At 75.4% G+C, this 23897-nt stretch carries 11 protein-coding genes; all 11 read left to right on the top strand.

Annotated elements, in window-relative coordinates; all coding sequences use genetic code 11:
• The first annotated feature begins 20 nt into the window (after positions 1 to 20).
• The 11 genes from murQ (at position 21) to ACGFIM_RS08010 (ending at position 23749) form a co-directional block, all read left to right on the top strand.
• On the top strand, positions 21 to 920 hold the full coding sequence (gene murQ, locus ACGFIM_RS07960) for an N-acetylmuramic acid 6-phosphate etherase (protein WP_393196433.1): 900 nt from the start codon (positions 21 to 23) through the stop codon (positions 918 to 920).
• A 125-nt stretch (positions 921 to 1045) separates the two neighbouring features.
• Entirely contained in the window at positions 1046 to 2107 is a 1062-nt protein-coding gene (locus ACGFIM_RS07965) for a serine hydrolase domain-containing protein (protein ID WP_393196436.1), read from the top strand.
• A 183-nt stretch (positions 2108 to 2290) separates the two neighbouring features.
• Positions 2291 to 3592, top strand: coding sequence for an MFS transporter (locus tag ACGFIM_RS07970; RefSeq protein WP_393196439.1), 1302 nt, complete (start codon positions 2291 to 2293; stop codon positions 3590 to 3592).
• A 1-nt stretch (position 3593) separates the two neighbouring features.
• Positions 3594 to 3797: an MbtH family protein gene (locus ACGFIM_RS07975; protein WP_393196442.1), complete on the top strand. Its 204-nt coding sequence runs from the start codon at positions 3594 to 3596 to the stop codon at positions 3795 to 3797.
• Positions 3798 to 3799: 2 nt separating this feature from the next.
• Positions 3800 to 7672: a condensation domain-containing protein gene (locus ACGFIM_RS07980; protein ID WP_393196445.1), complete on the top strand. Its 3873-nt coding sequence runs from the start codon at positions 3800 to 3802 to the stop codon at positions 7670 to 7672.
• 38 nt (positions 7673 to 7710) lie between these two features.
• On the top strand, positions 7711 to 8769 hold the full coding sequence (locus ACGFIM_RS07985) for a MupA/Atu3671 family FMN-dependent luciferase-like monooxygenase (protein ID WP_393196448.1): 1059 nt from the start codon (positions 7711 to 7713) through the stop codon (positions 8767 to 8769).
• A 158-nt stretch (positions 8770 to 8927) separates the two neighbouring features.
• Positions 8928 to 13535, top strand: a complete 4608-nt coding sequence (locus ACGFIM_RS07990) for an amino acid adenylation domain-containing protein (protein WP_393196451.1) — start codon at positions 8928 to 8930, stop codon at positions 13533 to 13535.
• Positions 13532 to 17317 carry an amino acid adenylation domain-containing protein gene (locus ACGFIM_RS07995; protein WP_393196454.1) on the top strand — a complete coding sequence of 1262 codons (3786 nt, stop codon included), beginning with the start codon at positions 13532 to 13534 and terminating at the stop codon, positions 17315 to 17317. The genes ACGFIM_RS07990 and ACGFIM_RS07995 overlap by 4 nt, the downstream gene beginning before the upstream one ends.
• Positions 17317 to 20499 (top strand): amino acid adenylation domain-containing protein, encoded by a 3183-nt coding sequence (locus tag ACGFIM_RS08000; RefSeq protein ID WP_393196457.1) that lies wholly within the window; start codon positions 17317 to 17319, stop codon positions 20497 to 20499. The genes ACGFIM_RS07995 and ACGFIM_RS08000 overlap by 1 nt, the downstream gene beginning before the upstream one ends.
• The gene (locus ACGFIM_RS08005; RefSeq protein ID WP_393196460.1) at positions 20496 to 22559 is read left to right on the top strand and encodes a beta-ketoacyl synthase N-terminal-like domain-containing protein; all 2064 of its coding nucleotides are present in this window, start codon (positions 20496 to 20498) and stop codon (positions 22557 to 22559) included. The genes ACGFIM_RS08000 and ACGFIM_RS08005 overlap by 4 nt, the downstream gene beginning before the upstream one ends.
• Positions 22556 to 23749 carry a cytochrome P450 gene (locus ACGFIM_RS08010; protein WP_393196463.1) on the top strand — a complete coding sequence of 398 codons (1194 nt, stop codon included), beginning with the start codon at positions 22556 to 22558 and terminating at the stop codon, positions 23747 to 23749. The genes ACGFIM_RS08005 and ACGFIM_RS08010 overlap by 4 nt, the downstream gene beginning before the upstream one ends.
• Positions 23750 to 23897: the final 148 nt, after the last annotated feature.

The raw sequence follows: 23897 nt of genomic DNA on the forward strand, positions 1-23897 counted from the left end.
AGAGGGTGGAAATTAGCGACATGATTGATCCGCTATCAGAGGCGTCCACCGAGCAGAGCGACCCCCGCTACGCCCAGATCGACCGGCTGCCGACGCTGCAGATCGCCCGGCTGATGAACCAGGCGGACGCCGCCGTGCCCGCCGCGGTCGCGCTGGCGCTGCCGGCGATCTCGGAGGCGATCGACGCCATCGCCGCGAGGATGAGCGAGGGTGGCCGGCTGCTCTACGTGGGCGCGGGCACGTCGGGGCGGCTGGCCGTGCTCGACGCCAGCGAATGCCCGCCGACGTTCGGCACCGACCCGTCGATGGTGCAGGGCATCATCGCGGGCGGGCCGGAGGCGCTGACCCGTTCCGTCGAAGGTGCCGAGGACGACGCCGAGGCCGGCGCCGCCGCGCTGAAGGACCTGGAGGTGGGACCGCTCGACTCGGTGGTGGGCGTGTCCGCCAGCGGGCGGGCTCCCTTCGTGCTGGGCGCGCTGGCGGAGGCGCGCGATCGCGGCGCGCTGACCGTGGCGCTGTCGTGCAACGACGGCACCCCGCTGTCGGCTGCGGCCGAGCACGCCATCGAAGTGGTGGTGGGCCCCGAGGTGGTGACCGGTTCGACCCGGCTGAAGGCGGGCACGGCGCAGAAGCTCGTGCTCAACATGATCTCCACGATCACGATGGTCAAGCTGGGCCGGACGTACGGGAACAAGATGATCGAGATGTCGGCGATGAACAGCAAGCTCGCCGGGCGGGCGCTGCGCATCGTCAGCGACATCACCGGGGCCGACCACGCGACGGCGGAGGCGGCGCTGGACGCGGCCGGCGGCCAGGCGAAGATCGCGGTGCTGATGATCCGGCACGGGCTCGACGCCGAGGCGGCCAGGGAGCTGCTGCGCTCGCACGGCGAGCGGCTCAGCGACGCGCTCAGCGGCTGAACCGGGCGACCCGCAGGGGCCGCCGCGCGCACACCGGACGCGCGGGAGGGCTTGCGTGCGGCGGGCCGCGTGGTTTACGGCGTTGGTGGACGTCTTGGTGACAGATGAAAAGGAGGAGTACCGGGATGTCGGACCGGCTGGAGGAGATCCTGGCGACGGCGGTGCCCGAGGTGTGCCCCGCCGCGGTGGCGCTGATCGCCGTGGACGGCTCCGTGATGGCCGCGGCGGCGGCCGGCGAGCTGGTCAGATACGCCGACGCGGACGGCACGCTCGCCGCGCACCGCCCGCCGGCACGGCGTGACTCGATCTTCGACCTCGCCTCGGTCAGCAAGCTGTTCACCACCGTCGTGCTGCTCTCGCTGGCCGAGGAGGGCAGGCTGGACCTCGACGCGCCGGTGACCGGGCACCTGCCGGCCGCCGATCCGCGCATCACGCCGCGCCACCTGCTCACCCACACGGCGGGCCTGCCCGCGAGCCGGCGGATCGACAGGGAGCTGCCGCAGGCCGATCCCGCCGAGCGCCTGGCCGCCATGGTCGCCACGCCCCCCGCTCACCCGGTGGGCGGCCCCTATCTCTACAGCGACGTCGGCATGGTGATGGCGGGCCGCCTGGCGGAGGTGGCCGGAGGGGCGCCGCTGGACGTGCTCGTCCGCGAGCGCGTCACCGGCCCGCTCGGGCTGCTGGACACCGGCTACCGGCCGGGCCCGGAGCTGCTCGACCGGATCGCCGCGACCGAGTGGAAGGCCGAGCGTCCCGTGCCGGGGTGCGTGCGCGGCTCGGTGCACGACGAGACCGCGTACGCGCTGGGCGGCGTGGCCGGGCACGCGGGCCTGTTCGCCTCCGCCGACGACCTGCTGGCCTTCGGCGAGGCGCTGCGGCGCGGCGGCGGGCCCGTCCTCAGCACGGCGACCGTGGCCGAGATGACGCGGGACCACGGCGTCGAGGACGCGCCGTTCCGCCACGGGCTCGGCGTGCGCATCGGCGATCCGGGCATCGTCGGCCCGCTCAAGGACGCCTACGGCCACTCGGGCTTCACCGGCACGTCGCTGGTGATCGATCCGGACCGCCGCCTCACCGTGGTGCTGCTGACGAACTTCGTGCACCCCGTACGCGGGCGTGAAGGCATCCGCACCCTGCGTCACAAAGTGGCGGAAGAAGCGGCGAGGCTGGCTGACCTCGTTTCTTGACGAAAAGTAATTGTCAGACCACAAACCGCTTATTGCCCGGTGCCAAACTGTGTGTGATGGTACAAGTGAGACGCCCGAGGACAAATCGGCGTCTCACAGGTTCCTTTCACCAGAAGGGCCTCGGGCAGCATGGGCCAACCTCCCTCGTCCCTACAAAACCGATTTATCCAGCGCTTTTCTGGAATGAGCCGTTTCGGCCTGGTGTGGTGTGGCCAGGTCGTCACCCTCATCGGTAATTCCGTTCTCCGTTTCTCCCTGGTGATCCAGGCGTGGACGGTCGATCACCAGGCCACGCAGGTGGTGGCGCTCTCGCTGTGCGCGCTGCTGCCGCAGATGCTGCTCAGCCCGACGGCCGGGGCCCTGGTGGACCGCTGCCGCAAGCGCACCGCGCTCCAGCTCGCCGACCTCGGCGGGCTGGTCGCGGTCGGCGCCATGGCGGCCGTGTACTTCCTCGGTGACCTGCACCTGTGGCAGGTCTACGTGACCGTCGCGCTGCTCGGCGCGTGCGCCGCCTTCCAGTTCCCCGCGCTGTCGTCGGCGGTGCCGATGCTGGTCGGCAAGGAGCAGCTGCAGCGCGCCAACGGGCTGCTCGCCACCGCCAAGAGCGTCGCCGACGTCGGCGGCCCCGCGCTGGCGGGGCTGCTCGTGGTGACCGGCGGGCTCGGCGCGGTGCTCGTGATCGACCTCATCAGCTTCGCCGTCGCGCTGGCCACCATCCGCATGGTCCGCCTGGACGGCGACCGGCCCGGCGAAGGCGGGACCCGCAAGCGGCTCGGCGCCGACTCGCTCGAAGGGCTGCGCTACCTGTTCGCCCAGCCCAGCCTGCGCGGCCTGATCCTCGTGTTCTTCACCGTCAACCTCGTCATGGTGTTCGGCTTCGCCGTCGTACAGCCCATGATCCTGGCCAGGACCGGCAGCGACGTGTCCGTCCTCGCGAGCGTGAACGCGGGCATCGGCGCCGGCGGCATCGCCGGCGGCCTGCTGCTGGCCGCCTGGGGCGGGCCGAAGAACCGGGTGCGCGGCATGATGCTCGGCGTCGTCGGCATGTGCCTGAGCGCGCAGATCGTCATGTCCGTCGTCCACGGCGTCGTCGCGTGGACGGCGGCCATCCTCGTGGGCGCGATGATCATGCCCATCGTGAACGGCTCCATGCAGTCGATCATCCAGACCAAGGTGCCGGAGGAACGGCAGGGACGGGTGTTCGGGGCCGTCATGTTCGTCTCGCAGATCTCCTCTCCGGTCGCGATGGCCTTCTCAGGGCCGCTCGCCGACCACGTCTTCGAACCCCAGGCGGCGGCCGGCACCGGCGTGCCCGGACTGCTCGCGCCGCTCATCGGCACCGGCCCCGGCAGCGGCATGGCGGCCATGCTGCTCATCGCCGGGCTGCTGGGCGCCGCCGCCGCCCTGTGGGGGCTGGCCCAGCGCGCCGTACGCCACATCGACGTGCTCACGCCCGACCTCGAGAAGCAACCCGCGGGAGGCTGACATGACCACCAACCCCTTCGAGGACGAGAACGGCTCCTACCTGGTGCTGGTCAACGACGAGAACCAGCACTCGCTGTGGCCCGCGGACATCGACGTGCCCGCCGGCTGGCGCACGGCCTTCGGGCCCGCCGCGCGCGCCGCGTGCCTGGAGCACATCGAGACGCACTGGACGGACATGCGCCCGGCGAGCCTCATCCGGGCCTGACCATGAGCGTGCCCGAACCGGAACAGACGATCGCGGCGGCCGGGCCGCCGGCCGAGGCGGTCCCCGCAGGCGGAAGCGAGCCGGTGCACGAGGCGTTCGCGGCGCAGGCGGCGCGCACCCCCGAGCGGGTGGCGCTGATCTGCGGGGCCGAGCGGCTCACCTACGCCGAGCTGGACGCGCGGGCCGCGGCGCGCGCGGCCGAGCTGGGCGTCCCCGCGGGGAGCCTGGTCGGCGTGCGCATGGAGCGCGGCGTCGAGCTGGTGGTCGCGCTGCTCGCGGTGCTGAAGGCGGGAGCCGGGTACGTGGTGCTCGACCCGGCCTTCCCCGAGGAGCGGCTGCGCGTCATGGCCGGGGACGCCGGCGTGTCGGCGGTGCTCTCCCCCCGGGGCCTGGAGCGCCGGGCGGAACACGCCCGGCACGACGGGATCGCGTGCGTGATGTTCACCTCCGGCTCCACCGGGCGGCCCAAGGGCGTGGCCGCGCCGCACCGGGCGATCACGGCCACGGTCACCGGCCAGGAGTACGCGCCGTTCGACGCCGTGTGGCTGCAGTGCTCGCCGACGTCGTGGGACGCGTTCGCGCTGGAGCTGTGGGGCCCGCTGCTGTCGGGCGGCACCTGCGTGCTCTACCCGGGCGCGCGGCCCGACCCGCTCGTACTCGGCCGCCTGATCGCCGAGCACGGCGTGACCAGCATGTACCTGTCGAGCAGCCTGTTCAACGTGATCGTGGACGAGTGCCCGGACACGCTGGCCGGGCTGCGCCACCTGATCGTCGGCGGCGAGGCGCTCTCCCCCGCGCACGTCGGCCGGGCCCTCGCCCTGCATCCGGAGCTGCGGCTGCGCAACGGCTACGGCCCCGTCGAAGGCATGATCTTCCTGACCACCCATCCCGTGACCGCCGTGAACGGCCCCGTGCCGATCGGCACGCCGCTGCGCGGCAAGCACGTACGGGTGCTGGACGCGCGGCTGCGGCCGGTCCCCGACGGCCAGGTGGGCGAGCTGTACGCGGCGGGCGACGGCCTGGCGACCTGCTACCTCGGCCGTCCCGGCGCGACCGCCGAGCGTTTCGTGGCCGACCCGTTCGGCCCGCCGGGCGGCCGCATGTACCGCACCGGCGACCTGGTGCGGCGGCGTCCCGGCGGCGTACTCGAGTACGTGGGCCGCGCCGACGACCAGGTGAAGGTGCGCGGGTTCCGCATCGAGCCCGCCGAGGTGGAGTCGGTGCTGTCCGGCCACCCGGCGGTCGGGCGGGCCTGCGTGGTGGCCAGGGAGGACGTGCCGGGTGACCGCCGGCTGGTCGCGTACGTGGTGCCCCGGCCGGGCGCCGCGATCGAGCCCGGCGCGCTGCGCGCGCACGCGGCGGCGGTGCTGCCGGAGTTCATGGTGCCGTCGGCGTTCGTGACGCTGGAGGCCCTGCCGCTGACCGACACCGGCAAGCTCGACCGCGCGGCCCTGCCCGCGCCCGTCCACGGCGAGCCCGCCGCGGCTGCCGCCGAGTCCCGCGACGAGCCGCGCGACGAGGTCGAGAAGGCGCTGTGCGAGCTGTTCGCCGAGGTGCTGAAGGTGCCCTCGGTCGGCGTCCACGACGACTTCTTCGACCTGGGCGGCGACTCGCTCATGGTGGCCAGGCTGCTCAGCAGGATCCACGCCGTGCTGGGCGTCGAGGTCGGCGTCAGGACGCTGTTCGAGACGCCCACGGTCGCCGCCGTCGCCCGCCGCATCGGCGAGCGGCCCATGCCCGGCGGCGCGCCTGCCGCGCCGCCGGGGGATCCCGCCGGGCAGGCGGCCTCCTCGCCGCCTGCGGCGGGAACCACCGAGGAGACGCCCTTGTCGGCGGCGCAGCGCAGGCTGTGGTTCCTCGACCAGGTGGACGCGGGCGTCGCGTACAACATGCCGATGCTCGTCCGCCTGCGCGGCCCCGTGAACGCCGAGGCGCTGGGCGGGGCGCTGGCGGACGTGGTGGCCAGGCACGAGCCGCTGCGGACGGTCTTCACCTTGCGCGACGGCGAGCCCGCCCAGCGGGTGCTGCCCGTGGCGCAGGCGCGGCCCCGGTTCGAGGTCGCCGAGGTCACCGAGGACGAGCTGGACGCGCGGGTGGCGAAGGCGGCGCGGCACCGGTTCGACCTTGCGTCCGAGCTGCCGATCCACGCCGTTTTGTTCGTCACCGGGCCGGAGTCGTCGGCGCTGCTGCTGGTCATGCACCACATCGCGACCGACGGCTGGTCGCTGCCGCCGCTCATGCGCGACCTGTCGCGCGCCTACCGTGCGCGGCTCGACGGCACCTCCGTGGACTGGCCGCCGCTGCCGATCTCCTACGCCGAGTACGCCGCCCTGCACCGCGACCGCGTGGCCGCCATCGCGGACGATGAGCTGGCGTACTGGCGGAAGGCGCTGACAGGGCTGCCGGAACGGCTCGCGCTGCCCCGCATCGGCGCTTCCCCGGTTTCCGGCTCCCCCGGCATTTCGGTCACGAACTCGCGAGGTGTTTCCCCTGCGGGCTCTCCTGGAGTTTCCGTTACGGCCGCTCCCGGAGTTTTCGTTTCGGACTCCGCCGGCGTTTCCATGACGGGTTCTTCCGGCGTTTCCGTGAATCCGTCCGGTGTTTCCACCGCCGCGACATCCGCTGTTTCCGCCGGCGCTTTCCCGGGCGTTTCCGCCGATGGATCCCCCGCCGAATCCACGGTCGCCGGCGCGGACATTTCCGGGGCCGCGCCCCCGGCCCTTTCCGGCACCGGTTCCGGCTCCTCCGCCTTCGGCGGGGCGGCGCAGACCGTCGTCCGGCACATCGACGCCGGCCTGCACGGGCGGCTCGTGGAGCTGGGCCGGCGGCACGGGGCCACGCTGTTCATGGTGCTGCAGGCCGGGCTGGCCGAGGTGCTGCGGCGCGCGGGCGCGGGCGAGGACCTGCCGATCGGCGCGCCCGTCGCCGGGCGGTCCACCGGGCCCGTTGACGATCTCGTGGGCTTCTTCGTCAACCTGCTCGTGCTCCGTACCGACGTGTCGGGGGATCCGACGGCCGAGGAGCTGATCGCGCGGGTGCGGGAGACCGACCTGGAGGCGTTCTCGCACCAGGAGGCGCCGTTCGAGCGGGTCGTGCAGGAGCTGAACCCGGCCCGGCGGCCCGGACTGCCGCCGCTCGTGGACGTCGTGCTCGCGCTGCAGAACAACGCGCGGGCCGAGCTGGCGCTGCCCGGCGTGGACGCGCGGGTCGAGGTCGTCAGGACCGGCGCGGCCAGGTTCGAGCTGCTGGTGGACGTCACCGACACCTACGCGGCGGGCGGTGCGCCCGACGGGATCGCGGTGACGGTCGAGTACCGCGCCGACGCCTTCGAGCGGGCCGTCATGGAGTGGCTGGCCGAGGCGTTCGTCCTGGTGCTCGACGGCATGTGCGCGGCCCCCGGCGCTCCCCTCTCGGCGATCGCCGTGCCACCGCCGCCCGTCCGGCCGGCGCGGCCGGACGCCGGGGCGGCCACGCCGCTCCCCGACCGGGACGCGGGGGTGCGCGCCGCACCGCCCGAGCAGGGCGCCGGGGCGCGCGCCGCATCGCCACCCGAGCGGGACGCGGAAGAGCGCGCGGCGCCGCCGCCCGAGCGGGACGCCGCCGAGATCGAGCGGGCCGTGGCCGCCGTCTGGGCCGAGGTGCTGGGCGTCGCGCGGGTCGGGCCCGACGACGGGTTCTTCGCGCTCGGCGGCAACTCGCTGAGCGCCGTACGCGTCGCCGCCCGCCTGTCCGCCCGGGGCCTGCCCGCCACCGCCGCCCACCTGTTCGAGGCCCCCACGGTCTCCGCCCTGGCCGCCCTGCTGGCGCGGACACCGGCCAGGGCGGAACCCGCCATCACCCGCCTGCCCAGGACCCCGCGCACCCGCACCGACTGAGACCGCCCGTGTCGCGGGCGCCCGTGAGGAGCACGTCCATGGACCTCAGCGTGATGTTCTTCGGCGCCGACCCGGCCGATGCCGGAGGCACCGGCGGACACGCCGCCAAGTACGACGACATCCTGGCCATCGCCCGGGCCGCCGACCGGCTCGGCTTCACCGCACTGTGGACGCCTGAGCGGCACTTCCAGCAGGTCGGGCAGGTGTTCCCGAACCCGGCCCTGCTCAGCGCCGCGCTCGCCACCGTCACAGAACGCATCCACCTGCGCGCCGGCAGCCTGGTGCTGCCGCTGCACCACCCGCTGCGGGTGGCCGAGGACTGGGCGGTCGTGGACAACCTGTCGCGCGGCCGGGTCGGCCTGTCGGTGGCGACGGGCTGGCATTCGCGGGACTTCGTGCTGGCCCCCGAGGCGTACGAGGACCGCAGGGAGCGCGCCTTCCGCGACCTCGAGCTGCTGCGGCGGCTGTGGGCGGGCGAGCCCGCCGAGTTCACCGACGGCACCGGCGCGCGGGTGCGGGTGACGCCGCAGCCCAGGCCGTACTCGGCGAGCCTGCCGCTGTGGACCACCACGTCGGGCAGCCCGAGCACGTGGGAGGCGGCGGGACGGATGCGAACGAACATCCTCGGCGCGACCATCGGCCAGACCCGCGAGGAGCTGGCCGGGAAGATCGCCGCCTATCGCGGCGCCTACGACGCGGCTCCCGGCCGGCCGGGAGCGCCGCCCCGAGGCACCGTGACGCTGATGGCGCACACGTACGTGGCCGAGTCGGACGAGCAGGCGCGGGAGCGGGCGGCCGGGCCGCTGAAGGCGTACCTGCGGTCGTACGTGGCCCAGACGGCCGCGAACAAGGGCGGCCCCGACGGCAGGGCGGCCGCGCTGAGCGAGGCGCAGCTCGCGGCGCTGACCGACTTCGCCTTCCGCCGCTACCTGGCCTGGGGCAGCCTCATCGGCTCGCCGGAGACGTGCCGCAAGAGCCTGGCGGACCTCGCCGAGCTGGGCTGCGACGAGGTGGCCTGCTTCGTCGACTTCGGGCTCGGCCGCGACGAGGTGCTCGCCGGGCTGGAACGCCTCGCCGATCTGCGGGAGGGACTGTGACGGAGATCGCGACCGGAACCCCGACCGGGCCTGTGAACGGGCCTGTGAACGGGCCTGTGAACGGGCCTGCGGCTGGGACCTCGGCCGGGGCAGGAGCCGGGACAGGGGCCGGGACAGGGGCCGGACCAGGGACCGGCACAGGGGCCGGACCCGGGCCGGTGAGGCGGGCGGCGGGTAGGAGCGCGAGCGAGCGGTTCGCCGCGCTCAGCGGGGAGCGCCGTGTCGAGCTGCTGCGCCAGCTGGTGGAGGCGGGCAGGCTGGAGGCGATCCCCGACGTGGTGCCTCCGCGCGACCCCGCGCGGCCGGTGCGGCTCAGCCCGGCGCAGGAGGACCTGTGGGTGTTCGAGTCGCTGTATCCGGACACGGCGGCGCTCAACCTGTGCTGCTCGTACCACTTCGACGGCCCCGTGGACCCGGCCGCGCTGGAGGCGGCGCTGACGATCCTGCTGCGCCACCACGACACGCTGCGCATGCGGATCACCGGGGACGTGGACGACCTGCGGGTGACGTTCGCGCCGCCGGAGCCGTTCCGTCTCGAACGCATCGACCTGCGCGGCACGGGCGTCACGCTGCGCGAGGCGCTGCACGCCTTCAGCCGCCGCACGTTCGACCTCAACGGCGGCCCGCTGATCAGGGGCGGCTTCATCACCGTGGACGACGAGCGGGCGACGCTGGTGCTCGCGCTGCACCACATCGCGACCGACTGGTGGTCGTTCGACGTGCTGCACAACGAGCTGTGCGACGCCTACCGCGCCGTACGCGAGGGCGGCGCGCCCCGGCTGGGCCGCCCGTCCGTCCAGTACGCCGACTTCGCGGGCTGGCAGCGGGAGCTGGAGGCGGCCGGGGTGTTCGACGCCCAGCTCGCCTGGTGGCGCGACTACCTGGCGGACCCGCCGAAACCCCTCGCGGTCGGCTCCGCCGCGCCGGGCCGCCCCTTCGGGGTCGAGCAGGTCGCATTCGGCATCGACGCGCGGATCGAGGCCGCCGTGCGCCGCCTGGCCAGGGAGCGCGGCGCCACCGTGTACGGGGTGCTGATGACGGCCTTCGCGGTGTTCGCGCACCGGCTGACCGGCGAGCCCGACCTGATCACCGGCACGCCCGTCGCCAACAGGTCGGCCAGGGGCCTGGAGCGGGTCATCGGGTACGTCATGAACTCGCTGCCCGTCCGCTGGCGGATCGGGCACGACACGACGTTCGCGGAGCTGCTGGCCCGCTTCACCGCCGAGTTCCCGCAGATCATGGCGCACGGCGACGTGCCCGTGGGCCGCATCGTGCAGGCCGTGCGGCCGGAGCGGGTGGCGGGACGCTCGCCGCTGTACTCGTGGGTGTTCATGCACCTGACGAAGCAGGAGAGCGTGGCCAGGCTGCGCGAGATCACCGACCCCGAGCGGGTGCACACCGGCGGCGAGCACGACCTGGTCGGGATCGTGCGCGACGGCGACGACGGGTTCGAGGCGAGCCTGGAGGTCCGGACCGACGTCTACGACCCCGAGGTGGTGCGGGCCTGGGCGGAGTCGTTCACGGTGCTGCTGGAGTCGCTGGTGTCCGCGCCGGACGAGCCGGTGTCGCGGGCCGCGCTGCTGCGCGAGCCGCCCGCGTGCGCGGGCGAGGCGCCGCCGCCGGGCGCGAGCCTGCCGGAGCTGGTGGCCCGGCGGGCGCTCCAGGCGCCCGAGGCGGTGGCGGTCGAGTCCGGCGGGGAGCGGCTGACGTACCGGGAGCTGGTGTCGCGGGTCGACGGGCTGGCCGGGGCGCTGATCGCGCGCGGCGTGGGGCCCGAGCGGGTGGTGGCGCTGGCGCTGGAACGCTCGGTGGACCGCGTGGTGGCGATGCTGGCGGTGCAGCGGGCGGGCGGCGCGTACCTGCCGCTCGATCCCGAGCATCCGGCGGAGCGGCTGGCGTACATGATGGCGGACGCGGGGGCCTCGCTGCTGATCGCGGAGCCCGGGATGCTGCCCGAGCTGGACGTGGAGCGGGTCTCGCCGCGCGACAGCGCTCAGGTCGCGAGATTTCCGGTTATTTCGCTGGATAGTGCGGCGTACGTCATTTACACCTCCGGCTCCACCGGGCGGCCCAAGGGGGTCGTCGTCACCCACGCCGGCCTGGCCGCGCTCGCCCACTCCCTGGTCACCCGCTTCGAGCTGGGCCCCGGAGACCGGATCCCGCAGCTCGGCGCGGCCACGTTCGACATCTCGGTGGCCGAGCTGTGCATGGCGTTCGGCTCCGGCGGCACGCTCGTCGTCCCCCCGGACGGTGCCCTCGTGGGCGGCGACCTGGCGCGGGCGCTGCGGGACGGGCGAGCGACGTTCGCGCTGCTCCCGCCCTCCGTGCTCGCCACCATGCCGCCCGGAGACTGCCCCGATCTGCGCGGGGTGGCCTCGGGGGCGGACGTGTGCCCGCCCGAGCTGGTGGCGGCGTGGACGGCGGCCGGGGTGCGCTTCTGGAACGCCTACGGGCCGACCGAGACCACCGTCGCCGCCACCGTCAGCGACCCGCTCTCCTCTGACGGCACGCTGCCCCCCATCGGGCGGCCGCTCGCCGGGACCCGCACGTACGTGCTGGACGCCCGCCTGCGGCCGGTGCCCGCCGGGGTGCCCGGCGAGCTGTACGTCGCCGGTGCCGGGGTCGCGCGCGGCTACCTCGGACGCCCCGGGCTCACCGCCGAGCGCTTCGTCGCCGACCCGTACGGCGCGCCCGGCACGCGCATGTACCGCACCGGCGACCTCGTGCTGCGCCGCCCCGACGGTCTGCTCCACTTCCTCGGCCGCAGCGACGACCAGCTCAAGGTGCGCGGGCTGCGCATCGAACCCGGCGAGATCGAGGCCGCGCTCTGCCGCCACCCCGCCGTCGCCCGAGCGGCGGTCACCCTCCACGACTCGCGCCTCGTCGCCTACCTCGTCCCCGCCCCCACGGACGCGAGCACGGCCGGCGCGCACGCGACGCAACGGCCGGAAGCGACCGGCGCGGCGCCGAGCGAGCCGGCACAGGGCGCCGGGACCGAGCCGGCCCTCGACACCCGGGAGGTGCTGGAGCATGCGATGGCGGCGCTGCCCGCGCACATGGTGCCGAGCGAGTTCGTCGTGCTGGACGCGCTGCCCGTGACGCCGCAGGGCAAGCTGGACCGGGCCGCGCTGCCAGCGCCGGGCCCGGCCGCGGAGGCGTCGCGCGCGCCGGCCACCGGGCGGGAGTCGGCCCTGTGCGGCCTGTTCGCCGAGCTGCTCGGCGTGCCCGAGGCGGGCGCGGACGACGACTTCTTCCGGCTGGGCGGCGACAGCGTGACCGCGATCCAGCTCGTGAGCCGGGCCCGCGCCCAAGGGCTCGCGCTGACGCCGCGCGAGGTGTTCGCGGCGCGGACCCCGGCGGCGCTGGCGGCCCTGGCGCGGACGGTGGGCGGGCCGGTCGCGGACTCCCCGGCCGGCAGGTTCCCGATCACACCGATCATGCACTGGTGGCGCGAGCACGGCGGCCCGCTGGAGTCGTTCACGCAGTCGCTGGCCGTCCCCGTGCCGGAGGGCTGCGACGCGGGCCGCATCAGGGCGGCGCTGCGCGCGCTGGCCGCCCGGCACGCGGCGCTGCGCATGCGCCTCCTCCGCCACCCGGACTCCGCCTGGGAGCTGGAGATCCCGGACGAGCCCCAGGACATCCCGTTCGTCCATCCGGCCGCCGGCGGGCAGGACCCGCGGACGCGGCCGGATCCTGAGCGCGGGGTGATGCTGACGGCCGCGTGGACATCACCTGACCGGCTGCTGCTCACCGCGCATCACCTGGCCGTGGACGCGGTGTCCTGGCGGGTCATCGGCTCCGAGCTGGACACGCTGCTCCGCGACCCGGACGCGCGGCTCGCCGCCCCGGGCACGTCGTTCGCCCGCTGGGCGCGCCTGCTCGCCGAGGAGGCACGCGACCCCGAGCGGGTGGCGGCCGAGCTGCCGCTGTGGAAGGACATCGCCGCGAGCGCCGCTCCCCTGCTGCCGCCCGATCACCCCGGCAGGACCGGCGAAGCCGCGGCCGGGCAGGGCCGGGCGGCGGGGGCGGCAGCCGGCGGCGCCGCGACGGCCGGGCGGGGCCGGGGGAAGCGGGCGACGTTCACCGCCGTCCTCCCGGCCGGGCTCACCGAGCAGGCCGTCACCCACCTGCCCGCCGCGTTCCGCTGCGGCCCGAACGAGGTGCTGCTCACGGCGCTGGCCATGGCGGTGACCGGGTGGCGCGGCGGCACGGACGTGCTGGTGGAGGTGGAGGGCCACGGCCGGGAGCCGTTCACCGACGACGTGGACATCTCGAACACCGTCGGCTGGTTCACCGCCCAGTACCCGATCGCGCTGGACGTCTCCGGCACCCCGGCGGACGCCCTCCAGCGGACCAAGGAGCGGCTGCGCGCCATCCCCGGCAACGGGCTCGGGTACGGCCTGCTCCGCCACCTCAACCCCGCCACCGCGGCGGAGCTGGCCACGCTTCCCACCCCCGATCTGCGCTTCAACTACCTGGGCAGGTTCGACGGCGAGCTGCTCGGCATGCAGGACGCGCCCATGGCGTACGCGGTGGAGCTGGACGCCCTGACCCGCGCGGGCGAGCTGGTGGCGAGCTGGTCGTACGCGGCGGAGATCCTCACCGAGGAGCAGGTCGCGGACCTCGCGGGCCGCTTCGAGGCGGCGCTCGCCGAGCTGGCGGGACGGGCGGAGGCGGCGGGCCCCGCGGCCGGTGACTTCCCGCTGGTCGAGCTGACCCAGACCCAGCTCGACGAGCTGGCGGCCGACCTGGACAGCGAGTGGTGAGCGCCCGCCTGGCGGACGTGCTGCCGCTCTCCCCCGCCCAGGAGGGCCTGCTCTTCCACGCCCTGTACGGCGGCCACGACCCGTACGTGGTGCAGGCCAGGTTCGCGCTGGACGAGCCGGCCGACCCGGCCCGCCTGCGCGCGGCGCTGGAGTCGCTGCTCGCCCGCCATCCCAACCTGCGGGCCTGCTTCCGCCACAAGGGCCTGGACCGCCCGGTCCAGCTCATCCCGCACCGGGTCCGCCTGCCGTGGACGGAGGTGGACCCGCCGTCGGAGGCCGAGCTGGACCGCCTGCTGGAGGCGGACCGGCTGCGCCCGTTCGACGTGACGAGGCCGCCGCTGGTGCGCGCCACGCTGGTGGGCCGGCGCGAGCTGGTGCTGACCCTGCATCACATCCTGGTGGACGGCTGGTCGATGCCGATCCTGGCCCGCGAGCTGGCCACCCTGTACGCGGGCGGTGTCCTGCCGGAGCCCGCCCCCGCCTACCGGGACTATCTGGCCTGGCTGCGCGAGCAGGACGGCGAGCGGGCGCTGCGGGCCTGGCGCGAGGCGCTGGCCGGGCTGCCGGGGCCGACGCTGCTCAGGCCCGGCGCGGGCGCGGACTCCGTCCGGCAGGAGGTCCTGACGCTGGAGCTGCCGGACGAGCTGAGCGCGGACGTGCGGCGGCGCGCCCGCGAGTCGGGCGTGACGGTGAACACGCTGGTGCAGGCCGCGTGGGCGCTGGTGCTCGCGCGGATGACCGGGCGTGACGACGTGGTGTTCGGCGCGGTGGTGTCGGGCCGCCCGCCCGAGGTGCCGGGCGTGGAGTCCATGGTGGGGCTGTTCGTCAACACCGTCCCGGTACGCGTCAGGACCGCCGCGCCCGGCCTGCTGCGCCGCCTTCAGGACGAGCAGGCCGCGCTCACCCCGTTCCACCACGTACGGCTGGCGGACGTGCAGCGCGGCACCGGCGAGCTGTTCGACACCCTGCTCGCCTTCGAGAACTATCCGCGTTCCGGCCTCGACACGCCCGGCCTGCGGCTGACGGGCGTCCACGACGCCACCCACTACCCGCTGACGGTGACGGTGGTGGCGGGCGAGCGGCTGTGGCTGCGGCTCGGCTACCGGGCGGGCGTGGTGTCCCGCGCGGAGGCGGAGGCGGTGGCCGCCCGGCTGGTCACCGCGCTCGGACGCGCGCACGTGGACGGGGCCGACGTGCTGCCGGAGGCCGAGCGGCACCGGCTGCTGACCGCCTGGAACGACACCGCACGCGAGCCCGCGGGCGGGTCGGTGCCCGAGCGGTTCGCGGCGTGGGCCGGGCGCGCCCCTGACGCGGTCGCGGTCGAGTGCGGCGAGCGCACGCTGACGTACGCCGAACTGGACGAGCGCTCCTCCCGCCTGGCCGCCCGGCTCGCCGCCCGCATGAAGGCCCGTCCAGGCGGGGCGCCGGAGACGCCGGTCGCGCTGCTCATGGAGCGCTCGCCCGACCTGGTGATCGCCCAGCTCGCGGTGCTGAAGGCGGGCGGCTGCTACGTGCCGCTGGACCCTTCGCAGCCGGCCGCCCGGCTGGAGCGGCTGCTCGCGGACAGCGGCGCGGAGATCGTGCTGACGTCCGCGGACTGCGACGCCTCCGGCAGGGGATTCACGCCCGTGCCGGTGCGTCCCCAGGCCGCCGCGTACGTCATGTACACCTCGGGCTCGACCGGCGAGCCCAAGGGCGTGGTCGTCACCCACGAGAACATCCTCGAGCTGGCCGCCGACCGCCGTTTCGCCGGGCACCGGCGGGTGCTGCTGCACAGCCCGCACACGTTCGACGCGGCCACGTACGAGCTGTGGATCCCGCTGCTCAACGGCGGCACCGTCGTCATCGCCCCGCCTGGCCCGCTGCACGCGAGCACGATCGAGCGCGGCCGCCTGGACGCGGTGTGGCTGACCGCCGAGCTGTTCCGCACGCTCGCCGACCTCGCGCCCGGCGCGCTGGCCAGGGCGGGTGAGGTGTGGGCCGGTGGCGACGTGCTGCCCGCCGACGCGGCACGGCGGCTGGCGCGGCGCGGCGTTCAGGTCGTCAACGGCTACGGGCCCACCGAGACCACGACGTTCGCCACCAGCCACCGCCTCCCCCAGGAGCCGGCGATCGGGCCCGTCCCCATCGGGCGGCCGCTGGACAACACCCGCGTGTACGTCCTCGACACCCGCCTGCGGCCCGTCCCCACGGGCACGGTCGGCGAGCTGTACATCGCGGGCAGCGGCCTGGCCCGCGGCTACCTCGGCCGCCCTGGGATGACGGCGGAGCGGTTCGTCGCCGACCCGTTCGGCCCGCCGGGCGGGCGCATGTACCGGACCGGCGACCTGGCGCGGTGGACGCCGGCCGGCGAGCTGGAGTTCGCGGGGCGGGCGGACGGTCAGGTCAAGATCCGCGGGCACCGGGTCGAGCCCGGCGAGGTGGAGGCGGTGCTGGAGGGCTGCCCCGGCGTGGAGCGCGCCGTCGTCACCGCCCCCGCGTCGCCGTCCGGGCGGCGGCTGCTGGCGTACGTGCTGCTCGCCGAGGGCGGGCGGCTCGACCGGGTGCGCGGGCACGCCGCCGCCCACCTGCCCCGCCACCTCCTGCCCTCCCGGTACGAGGTGCTCGGGCACCTGCCGCTCACCCCGCACGGCAAGATCGACCGCGCCGCCCTCCCCTCCGCCGTCCTCCCGGGCTCCGGCCTGCCGGACGATGGCCTGCCGGACGATGGCCGGGCCGCCGCGCTTCCCACCGGCCCCGCGACGCGGCCCCCGGGAACCCCGCCCGCCACGCCGCGCGAGAAGGAGCTGTGCGGCCTGTTCGCCGAGGTGCTGAACATCCCCGAGGCGCACGCCGGCACGGACTTCTTCGCGGCGGGCGGCGACTCGCTGCTCGCCATGCGCCTGATGGCCGCGATCGAGCACGCGCTGGGCCTGCGCACCTCGATCGCCGCGCTGTTCGAGTCGCCGACCCCGGCCGCGCTGGCGGCCCGGCTCGACAGGGCGGCACCGGAGCTGGACCTGTCGCCGCTGCTGACGCTCAGGGCGGAGGGCGAGCTGACGCCGCTGTTCTGCGTGCATCCCGGGCGGGGCATCGGCTGGTCGTACACGGCGCTGCTGCCCCACCTCGACCCGGGACGCCCGGTGTACGCGCTGCAGTCCCCGGTGCTCCAGGACCCCTCGTACCGGCCGCCCGCCACGATGCGCGACCTGGCCGACGACTACCTGGCGCGGCTCAGGCGGGTCCGGCCCGAAGGCCCGTACCTGCTGCTCGGGCACTCGTTCGGCGGGCTGCTCGCGTACGAGATGGCCGCCCGGCTGCGCGCGGACGGGCAGGAGGCCGGGCTGGTGGCCTCGCTGGACGCGGTCCCCTGGCCGCCGGGCACGCAGGCCGACCCCGACGACGCCGAGCAGGAGGCGCTGACGATCCTGCTGCGCACCCGCACCCTGCACCCCTACGCCGAGCCCGGCCGCCTGGAGCGGGCCCGCGTGTTCGCGGCGGTCAGGGAGAGCGAGGGGCCGCTGTCCGGGCTGGACGACGAGCGCCTGTCGGCCGTGGCGGACACGGTGGCGGGGCATCTGCGGCTGGCGGTGACGTACCGGCCTGCGCCGTATGACGGGACGGTGCTGCTGTTCTCGGCCACCGCCCAGCCCGGCGGCCTGCCCTCACCGGTCAAGGCCGCCCGCTGGGCGCCGGCGACGGTGCGGGTGCACGACCTGGACTGCGGGCACAGCGACCTGCTCAGGCCCGGCCCGGCGGCCGAGATCGCCGAAGTCCTCGAACCGATCGTGAGGGAGTTCTGATGACGCCGGTCGAGTACGAGTTCCCCGTGTCACCCGCGCAGGCCAGGATGCTGGTGCTCGACCAGCTCAACCCGGGCACCGCCCAGTACAACGTGCCGGTCGCGTTCGCGGTGCGGGGGCGGTTCGACGTGGCGGCCTTCGGTGCGGCCCTGGACGCGGTGGTGGACAGGCATGAGGCGCTGCGCACGGTGTTCCGCCCGCACGGCGGCGAGTACGTGCAGGTCGTGGCGGAGCGGGCGCGGGCCGCCCTGCGGGTCGAGCGTGACGTGCCGGCGGGCCAGGCGCGGGCGCGGATGGCGGCGGACGCGGCCGTGCCGTTCGACGTGACGCGGGGCCCGCTGCTGCGCTGCACCGTCTACGCGCTCGACGACGGCACCCACCTCGTGCTGCTCGTGGCGCATCACGTGGTCTGCGACGGCTGGTCGCTGCGCCTGCTGCTGCGCGACCTGGCCGCCGCCTACTCCGCCCGGCTGAAGGGCGAGGCGGTCTCCCTCGGCGAGCAGCCGCTGCAGTACCCCGACTACGCCGCCTGGCAGCGCGACCGGCTGGCCGCGCACGCCCTGGACGAGGCGGTCGCGTACTGGGCCGAGGCGCTCAAGGACGTCCCGCGGACACTGGCGCTGCCCACCGACCGCCCCCGGCCGGCGGTGCAGTCGGCGGCGGGCGGCGTCGTACGCCTCGACCTGCCCAAGGGCGCACGCGACCGGCTGGCGGAGGTGGCGGCGGGGCGGAACGCGACGCCGTTCGCGGCGGTCTTCGCCGCCTTCGCCGCGTTCCTCACCCGCGTCAGCGGCCAGCGCGACTTCGTCGTCGGCGTGCCCGTCTCCGGCCGCGACCACCCCGACGTGCAGGACGTCGTGGGGCTGCTGGCCAACACGCTCGCGATGCGGGCCGACGTGACGGGCGAGCCGTCGTACCTGGACCTGATCGGGCGGGTGCGCGACCGCCTGCGCGAGTCGCGGCCCCACCAGGAGGCGCCGTTCGAGGCGGTGGTGGAGGCGGTGTCGCCGGGCCGCGAGCTCAGCCACGACCCCCTCGTCCAGGTCATGCTCGCCTACGACGACGACCCCGACATGGCGCTCGACCTGCCGGGCGCCCGGGTGGAGCGGCTTGAGCTGCTGCTCGACGACGCCAAGTTCGACCTGCTGCTGAACGTCCAGCGCGACGGCGAAGGGCTGGCCGCCCACCTCGTCTACCGTGCGGACCTGTTCGACGCGGCGACGATCCGGGCCTGGGCGCGGGCGTTCGAGACGCTGCTCGGCGGCCTGCTGAGCCGCCCCGAGCTGCCGGTCACCGCGCACGAGCTGCTCGCCGACGGCGAGCGCCGCCGCGTGCTGCGCGACTGGAACCGCACCGCCGTGCCCGTCCCCCGGCGCCTGGTGCCCGACCTGGTGGCCGAGCAGGCGGCGGCCCGGCCCGGCGCGACGGCGCTGGTGCACGGCGCGACCCGGCTGACCTATCGTGAGCTGCTCGCGACCGCCGACCGGCTGGCGGCCCGGCTGCGCGCGGCCGGCGTCGGCCCGGACGTGCCGGTGGGACTCTGCCTGCCCAGGGGCGCGGAGATGGCCGTGGCGGCGCTCGCCGTGCTGCGGGCCGGCGGCGCGTACGTGCCGCTCGACCCGGCGCATCCGCCGGCCCGGCTGCGGTTCATGATCGCCGACGCCGGGGTCCGGCTGCTCATCACGGCGGCCCCCGCCGACCTGGGCGCGCCGGTGACGATCTACGGCGACGACGGCCCGATCCCGCCCGTCGGCCCGGTCCGCGACACGCGTCCCACGCTGGACGACCTCGCGTACATCCTCTACACCTCCGGCTCCACCGGCAGGCCGAAGGGCGTCGCCGTCGAGCACCGGGCGCTGCTGAACCTGGCCACCGCCGTCCGCCCCCAGTTCCCCGTGACCGCCGCCGACCGGGTGCTGCAGTACGTGTCGTTCGGCTTCGACGTGGCCGTCTCCGACCTGTTCTTCACCTTCGTCGCGGGCGCGGAGCTGCACGTGGCGGGCGAGGACGAGCGGCTCGGCGACGAGCTGTACGCGCGGCTGCGCGACTCCCGCATCACCTACGCCTTCCTGCCGCCGTCGGCCGCCATGTCGCTGCCGTGCCCGCCGGACGCGCTGCCCGACCTGCGCACGCTCGCCATCGGCGGCGAGGCGGTGCCGCCCGAGCTGGTGGAGCGCTGGGCCACGCCGCGGCGGCGGGTGGTGGACGCGTACGGGCCGAGCGAGACCACCGTGTACGCGACCACCGCCGACCTCGCACCGGGACGGCCCGTGGTGATCGGCCGGCCGGTCGCGAACGCGCGGGCGTACGTGCTGGACGAGCGGCTGCGCCCGGTGCCCGTCGGCGTGACCGGCGAGATCTACGTCGCGGGCGACGGCGTGGCGCGCGGCTACGCCAACCGGCCGGGGCTGACGGCGGAGCGGTTCGTCGCCGACCCGTTCGGGCCGCCGGGCGCGCGCATGTACCGCACCGGCGACCTCGGCCGCTACGACGCGGACGGCGTGCTGTCCTACCTGGGCCGGGTGGACACGCAGGTGAAGCTGCGCGGCTTCCGGGTGGAGCTGGGCGAGATCGAGACCGTGCTGGCCGCGCACCCGCGCGTGTCGGTCGCGGCGGCGACGGTGCGCGGCGACCGCCTGGCCGTCTACGCGATCCCCGCCGGCGGGCAGGACCCGCCCACCGTGGCGGAGGTACGCGAGTGGCTGGCCGGGCGGCTGCCCGGCTACATGGTGCCCGACACGGTCGTCTTCCTGGACGAGCTGCCCCTGGGAACGTCCGGCAAGATCGACAGGTCGCGGCTGCCCGACCCGCCGCTCGGCCGGCCCGACCTGGACCGGCCGTACGTGTCGCCGGAGACGGGCACGCAGCGGATGCTGGCCGAGGTGTGGGCGCAGGCGCTCGGCCTGACCCAGGTCGGCCTGCACGACAACTTCTTCGACCTGGGCGGCAACTCGATCAGGCTGCTCGCCGTGCTGGCCGCGCTGCGCGAGCGCGGCAGGGACGGCGGGCTCACGCTGGTCGACCTGTTCCGCCACCCCACGGTCGCCGCGCTGGCCGCCCGGCTCGACGGCGGCGCCCCTGATCGGCGAACCGCAGGAAACGGCGAGGCCAGGCGGCGCGGGCAGCGGCGGCGCGAGCTGCTCGCCGCCCGCAGGAACGCACAGAGAGGTGAGAGGCATTGAGCGACGTACCGGCGGTGGCCATCGTGGGCATGAGCGGGCGCTTCCCCGGTGCGGGGGACGTGGCCGAGTTCTGGCGCAACCTGCGCGAGGGCGTCTGCTCGATCACCGACTTCAGCGAGGACGAGCTGCTCGCCGCCGGGGTGGACCCGGCCGAGCTGCGCGGCCCCGGCTACGTGGCGGCCAAGGGGTTCCTGGCCGACGCCGACAGGTTCGAGCATCCGCTGTTCGGGTTCAACGCCACGGAGGCGGCGGCGCTCGACCCGCAGCACCGCCAGCTCCTGGAGACCGCCTGGTCGGCGCTGGAGGACGCCGGGTACGACCCGCGCCGCCCGCCCGCCAGGACCGGCGTCTATGTGGGCGGCGGGCCGTCGGAGCACTCCGTCGCGGCCCAGGTGGACGGGACGCTGCGGTCCCGGCTGGGGCCGATGCACGTGCGGGTGTTCACCGACAGGGAGTTCCTGGCGGGGTGGCTGTCGTACCGGCTGGGGCTGACCGGGCCGAGCCTGACCGTGCAGACGGGCTGCTCGACCTCGCTCGCGACCGTGCACGTCGCCGTGCAGGCGCTGCTCGGCGGCGAGTGCGACCTGGCGCTCGCGGGCGGCGTGTCCATCGAGTCGCCGTACCCGCGCGGCTACGTCTACGAGCCGGGCGGCATCTCCTCGCCCGACGGCCGCTGCCGGCCGTTCGACGAGAAGGCGGCCGGCACGGTCGGCGGCGACGGCGTCGGCCTGGTGGTGCTGCGCCGGCTGGAGGACGCGCTGGCCGACGGCGACCCGATTTACGCGGTCATCCGGGGCACGGCGGCGACCAACGACGGCCCGGGCCGGGTCGGCTTCACCGCGCCGGGCGTGGACGGGCAGGTCGCGGCCATCGTGGAGGCGTGGTCGACGGCCGGGCTGGACCCGTCGGACGCCCAGTTCCTCGAAGCGCACGGGACCGGCACCGACCTCGGCGACCGCATCGAGATCGCCGCCGCCACCGCCGCCTTCGAGAACGGGTCGGGCAGGCCGGGCCGCTGCGCGATCGGCTCGGTCAAGTCGAACGTCGGCCACCTGAACGCCGCCGCCGGCGTCGCCGGGCTCATCAAGGTGGCGCTGATGCTGAAGCACCGCACGATGGTGCCCACCGTGAACGTCACCCGCGCCCACCCCGACCTCTCCCTGGACGCCACCCCGTTCCGGCTGCTCACCGCCACCGAGGAGTGGCCGGCCCCCGCCTTCGGGCCCCGGCTGGCCGGGGTGTCGTCGCTGGGCATCGGCGGCACCAACGTCCACGTGGTCCTGGCGGAGGCCCCTGCCGGCGCACGTACGGCGACGGCCTGGCGGGACCGGGCGGACGGCGCCCGCGCCCGGGGCGGCGCGGACACCGGAACCGGAGTGACCGCCGCAGGGGCCGCCAGTCGGCGGGACGCCGAGGCCCGTGCCGTGCTTCCGCTGTCGGCGCGGACCGAGGAGCAGCTGGCCACGGCCGCGCGGCGGCTGGCGGCGGCGCTGCGCGAGCCGGATGCGCCCGCGCTCGCCGACGTCGCGTACACGCTGGCGCACGGCCGCGCCGCCCTGGACGTGCGGGCGTACGTGGTCGCGACCGGCCACGAGCAGGCCGCCGCCGCGCTGGAGGCGCAGCGGTGGGGCCGGGGCGATCCCCTCGGCGACGCGTGGCTGGCGGGCGAGGAGGTCGCCTGGCCCGCGGGCCGGCGGGTGCACCTGCCCACGTACCCGTTCGCCGGGGACCGGCACGGCGCGCTCACCCTGCGCCCCCGGCCGCAGCAGGAGCAGGACGCGCCGCCGCCTGAGGGGGACGTGACGGCGGCGGTGACCGAGCTGTTCATGACCACGCTCGCCCTGTCGGGCCCCGGCGACCTGGCCCGCACGTACTTCGCCGCCGGCGGCGACTCGCTGACCGCCGTCTTCCTGGCGAGCGAGCTGCGCGACAGGTTCGGGCTCGAGGTCCCGATCGAGCTGTTCCTGACCGAGCTGCCGCTCAGCGAGATCATCGACCGGGCCGTCAACGGCGAGGAGGACGACCTGCTCGGCGACCTCCTCGACGAGTTGGAGCGATGAGCGGGGGCCGCCCGCAGCCGGACCCGGGCACGTACGACGACCTGGACCTGCTCGATCCGCGCCTGCACGCCGACTACGACCTGACCGCCTACTGGCGGCACCTGCGCGCCCACGACCCGGTGCGCAGGCACGCCGGGTTCTGGAGCGTCACCAGGCACGCCGACGTGCTGGCCGCGGTCCGGGACACCGAGACGTTCACCTCGCTCAAGGGCAACATGCTGCGCACGCTGCTGCGCGGCCACGACCCCGGCGCGGGCCGGATGATCGTGGTCACCGACGGTCCCCGGCACGCGGTCCTGCGCCGCCTGCTGACCCCCGGCTTCGGCCCGCGCACGCTCGGCCCGATCACCCGTTCGATCGAGGCGGCCACCCGCGACCTGCTGGGCGGGCTGGTGCGGCGGGGCGGCGGCGACTTCGTCGAAGAGGTCGCCGCACAGGTGCCGCTGCGCGCGATCTGCGAGCTGCTCGGCGTGCCGGAACGCGACCGGCAGCGGGTGCTGGAACTGACCGGCCGCGCCATGCTGGGCGAGAGCGGCACCGACAAGCCGGGCGCCGAGGCGCGGATCGCCCAGAGCGAGATCCTGCTCTACTACACCCGCCTGGCCGCCGAGCGCAGGGACGCGCCCGGTGACGACGTCATCAGCCTGCTCGTCTCCGCCGACCTGACGGAGGAGGAGGTGCTGCTCAACTGCTACAACCTCATCATCGGCGGCGACGAGACGGCCCGCCTGGCGATGGCGGGCGGCGTGCTGGCGCTGGCCGAGCACGACAAGGAGTGGACCCGCCTGCGCGCCGACCCCGGCCTGGTCGAGCCGGCCGCCGAGGAGATCCTGCGCTGGACCACGCCGGCCGCGCACGTCGGCAGGACGGCCGTGCGGGACACGGAGCTGGGCGGCCGGGCGATCGCGGCGGGCGACGTGGTCGCGCTGTGGACGGTCTCGGCCAACCGCGACGAGGCCGTCTTCGACGACCCCGACACCTTCGACATCGGCAGGAGGCCGAACCGGCACCTCACCTTCGGCCACGGGCCGCACTTCTGCCTGGGCGCCCAGCTCGCCCGCGCCGAGCTGCGGGCGCTGCTGGCGGAGCTGCGCGCCACCGTGTCGTCGATCGAGGTGACGGGCCCGGTGACGTGGCTGCCGTCGAACTTCATCCGCGGCGTCGCATCCCTCCCGGTCGCCTTGGCATAGCCGGCCATGAGCGTCCAGCTGGACCACACGATCGTGCCGGCCAGGGACCGGGAGGCCGCGGCGGGCTTCCTCGTGGACGTGCTCGGCCTGGAGCCGGCGCCGGCCCTTCGGTCCCTTCCGCGTCGTGACGCTGGGCAACGGGGTCTCG

Origin of the sequence: Nonomuraea sp. NPDC049309 (assembly GCF_043196965.1) — a bacterium.
Classification (GTDB): domain Bacteria; phylum Actinomycetota; class Actinomycetes; order Streptosporangiales; family Streptosporangiaceae; genus Nonomuraea; species Nonomuraea fastidiosa.

Excerpts from the sequence above, each read along its gene's own strand:
- murQ (WP_393196433.1), top strand. The coding sequence starts at position 21 with ATGATTGATCCGCTATCAGAGGCGTCCACCGAGCAGAGCGACCCCCGC.
- ACGFIM_RS07965 (WP_393196436.1), top strand. The coding sequence starts at position 1,046 with ATGTCGGACCGGCTGGAGGAGATCCTGGCGACGGCGGTGCCCGAGGTG.
- ACGFIM_RS07970 (WP_393196439.1), top strand. The coding sequence starts at position 2,291 with ATGAGCCGTTTCGGCCTGGTGTGGTGTGGCCAGGTCGTCACCCTCATC.
- ACGFIM_RS07975 (WP_393196442.1), top strand. The coding sequence starts at position 3,594 with ATGACCACCAACCCCTTCGAGGACGAGAACGGCTCCTACCTGGTGCTG.
- ACGFIM_RS07980 (WP_393196445.1), top strand. The coding sequence starts at position 3,800 with ATGAGCGTGCCCGAACCGGAACAGACGATCGCGGCGGCCGGGCCGCCG.
- ACGFIM_RS07985 (WP_393196448.1), top strand. The coding sequence starts at position 7,711 with ATGGACCTCAGCGTGATGTTCTTCGGCGCCGACCCGGCCGATGCCGGA.
- ACGFIM_RS08000 (WP_393196457.1), top strand. The coding sequence starts at position 17,317 with ATGACGCCGGTCGAGTACGAGTTCCCCGTGTCACCCGCGCAGGCCAGG.
- ACGFIM_RS08010 (WP_393196463.1), top strand. The coding sequence starts at position 22,556 with ATGAGCGGGGGCCGCCCGCAGCCGGACCCGGGCACGTACGACGACCTG.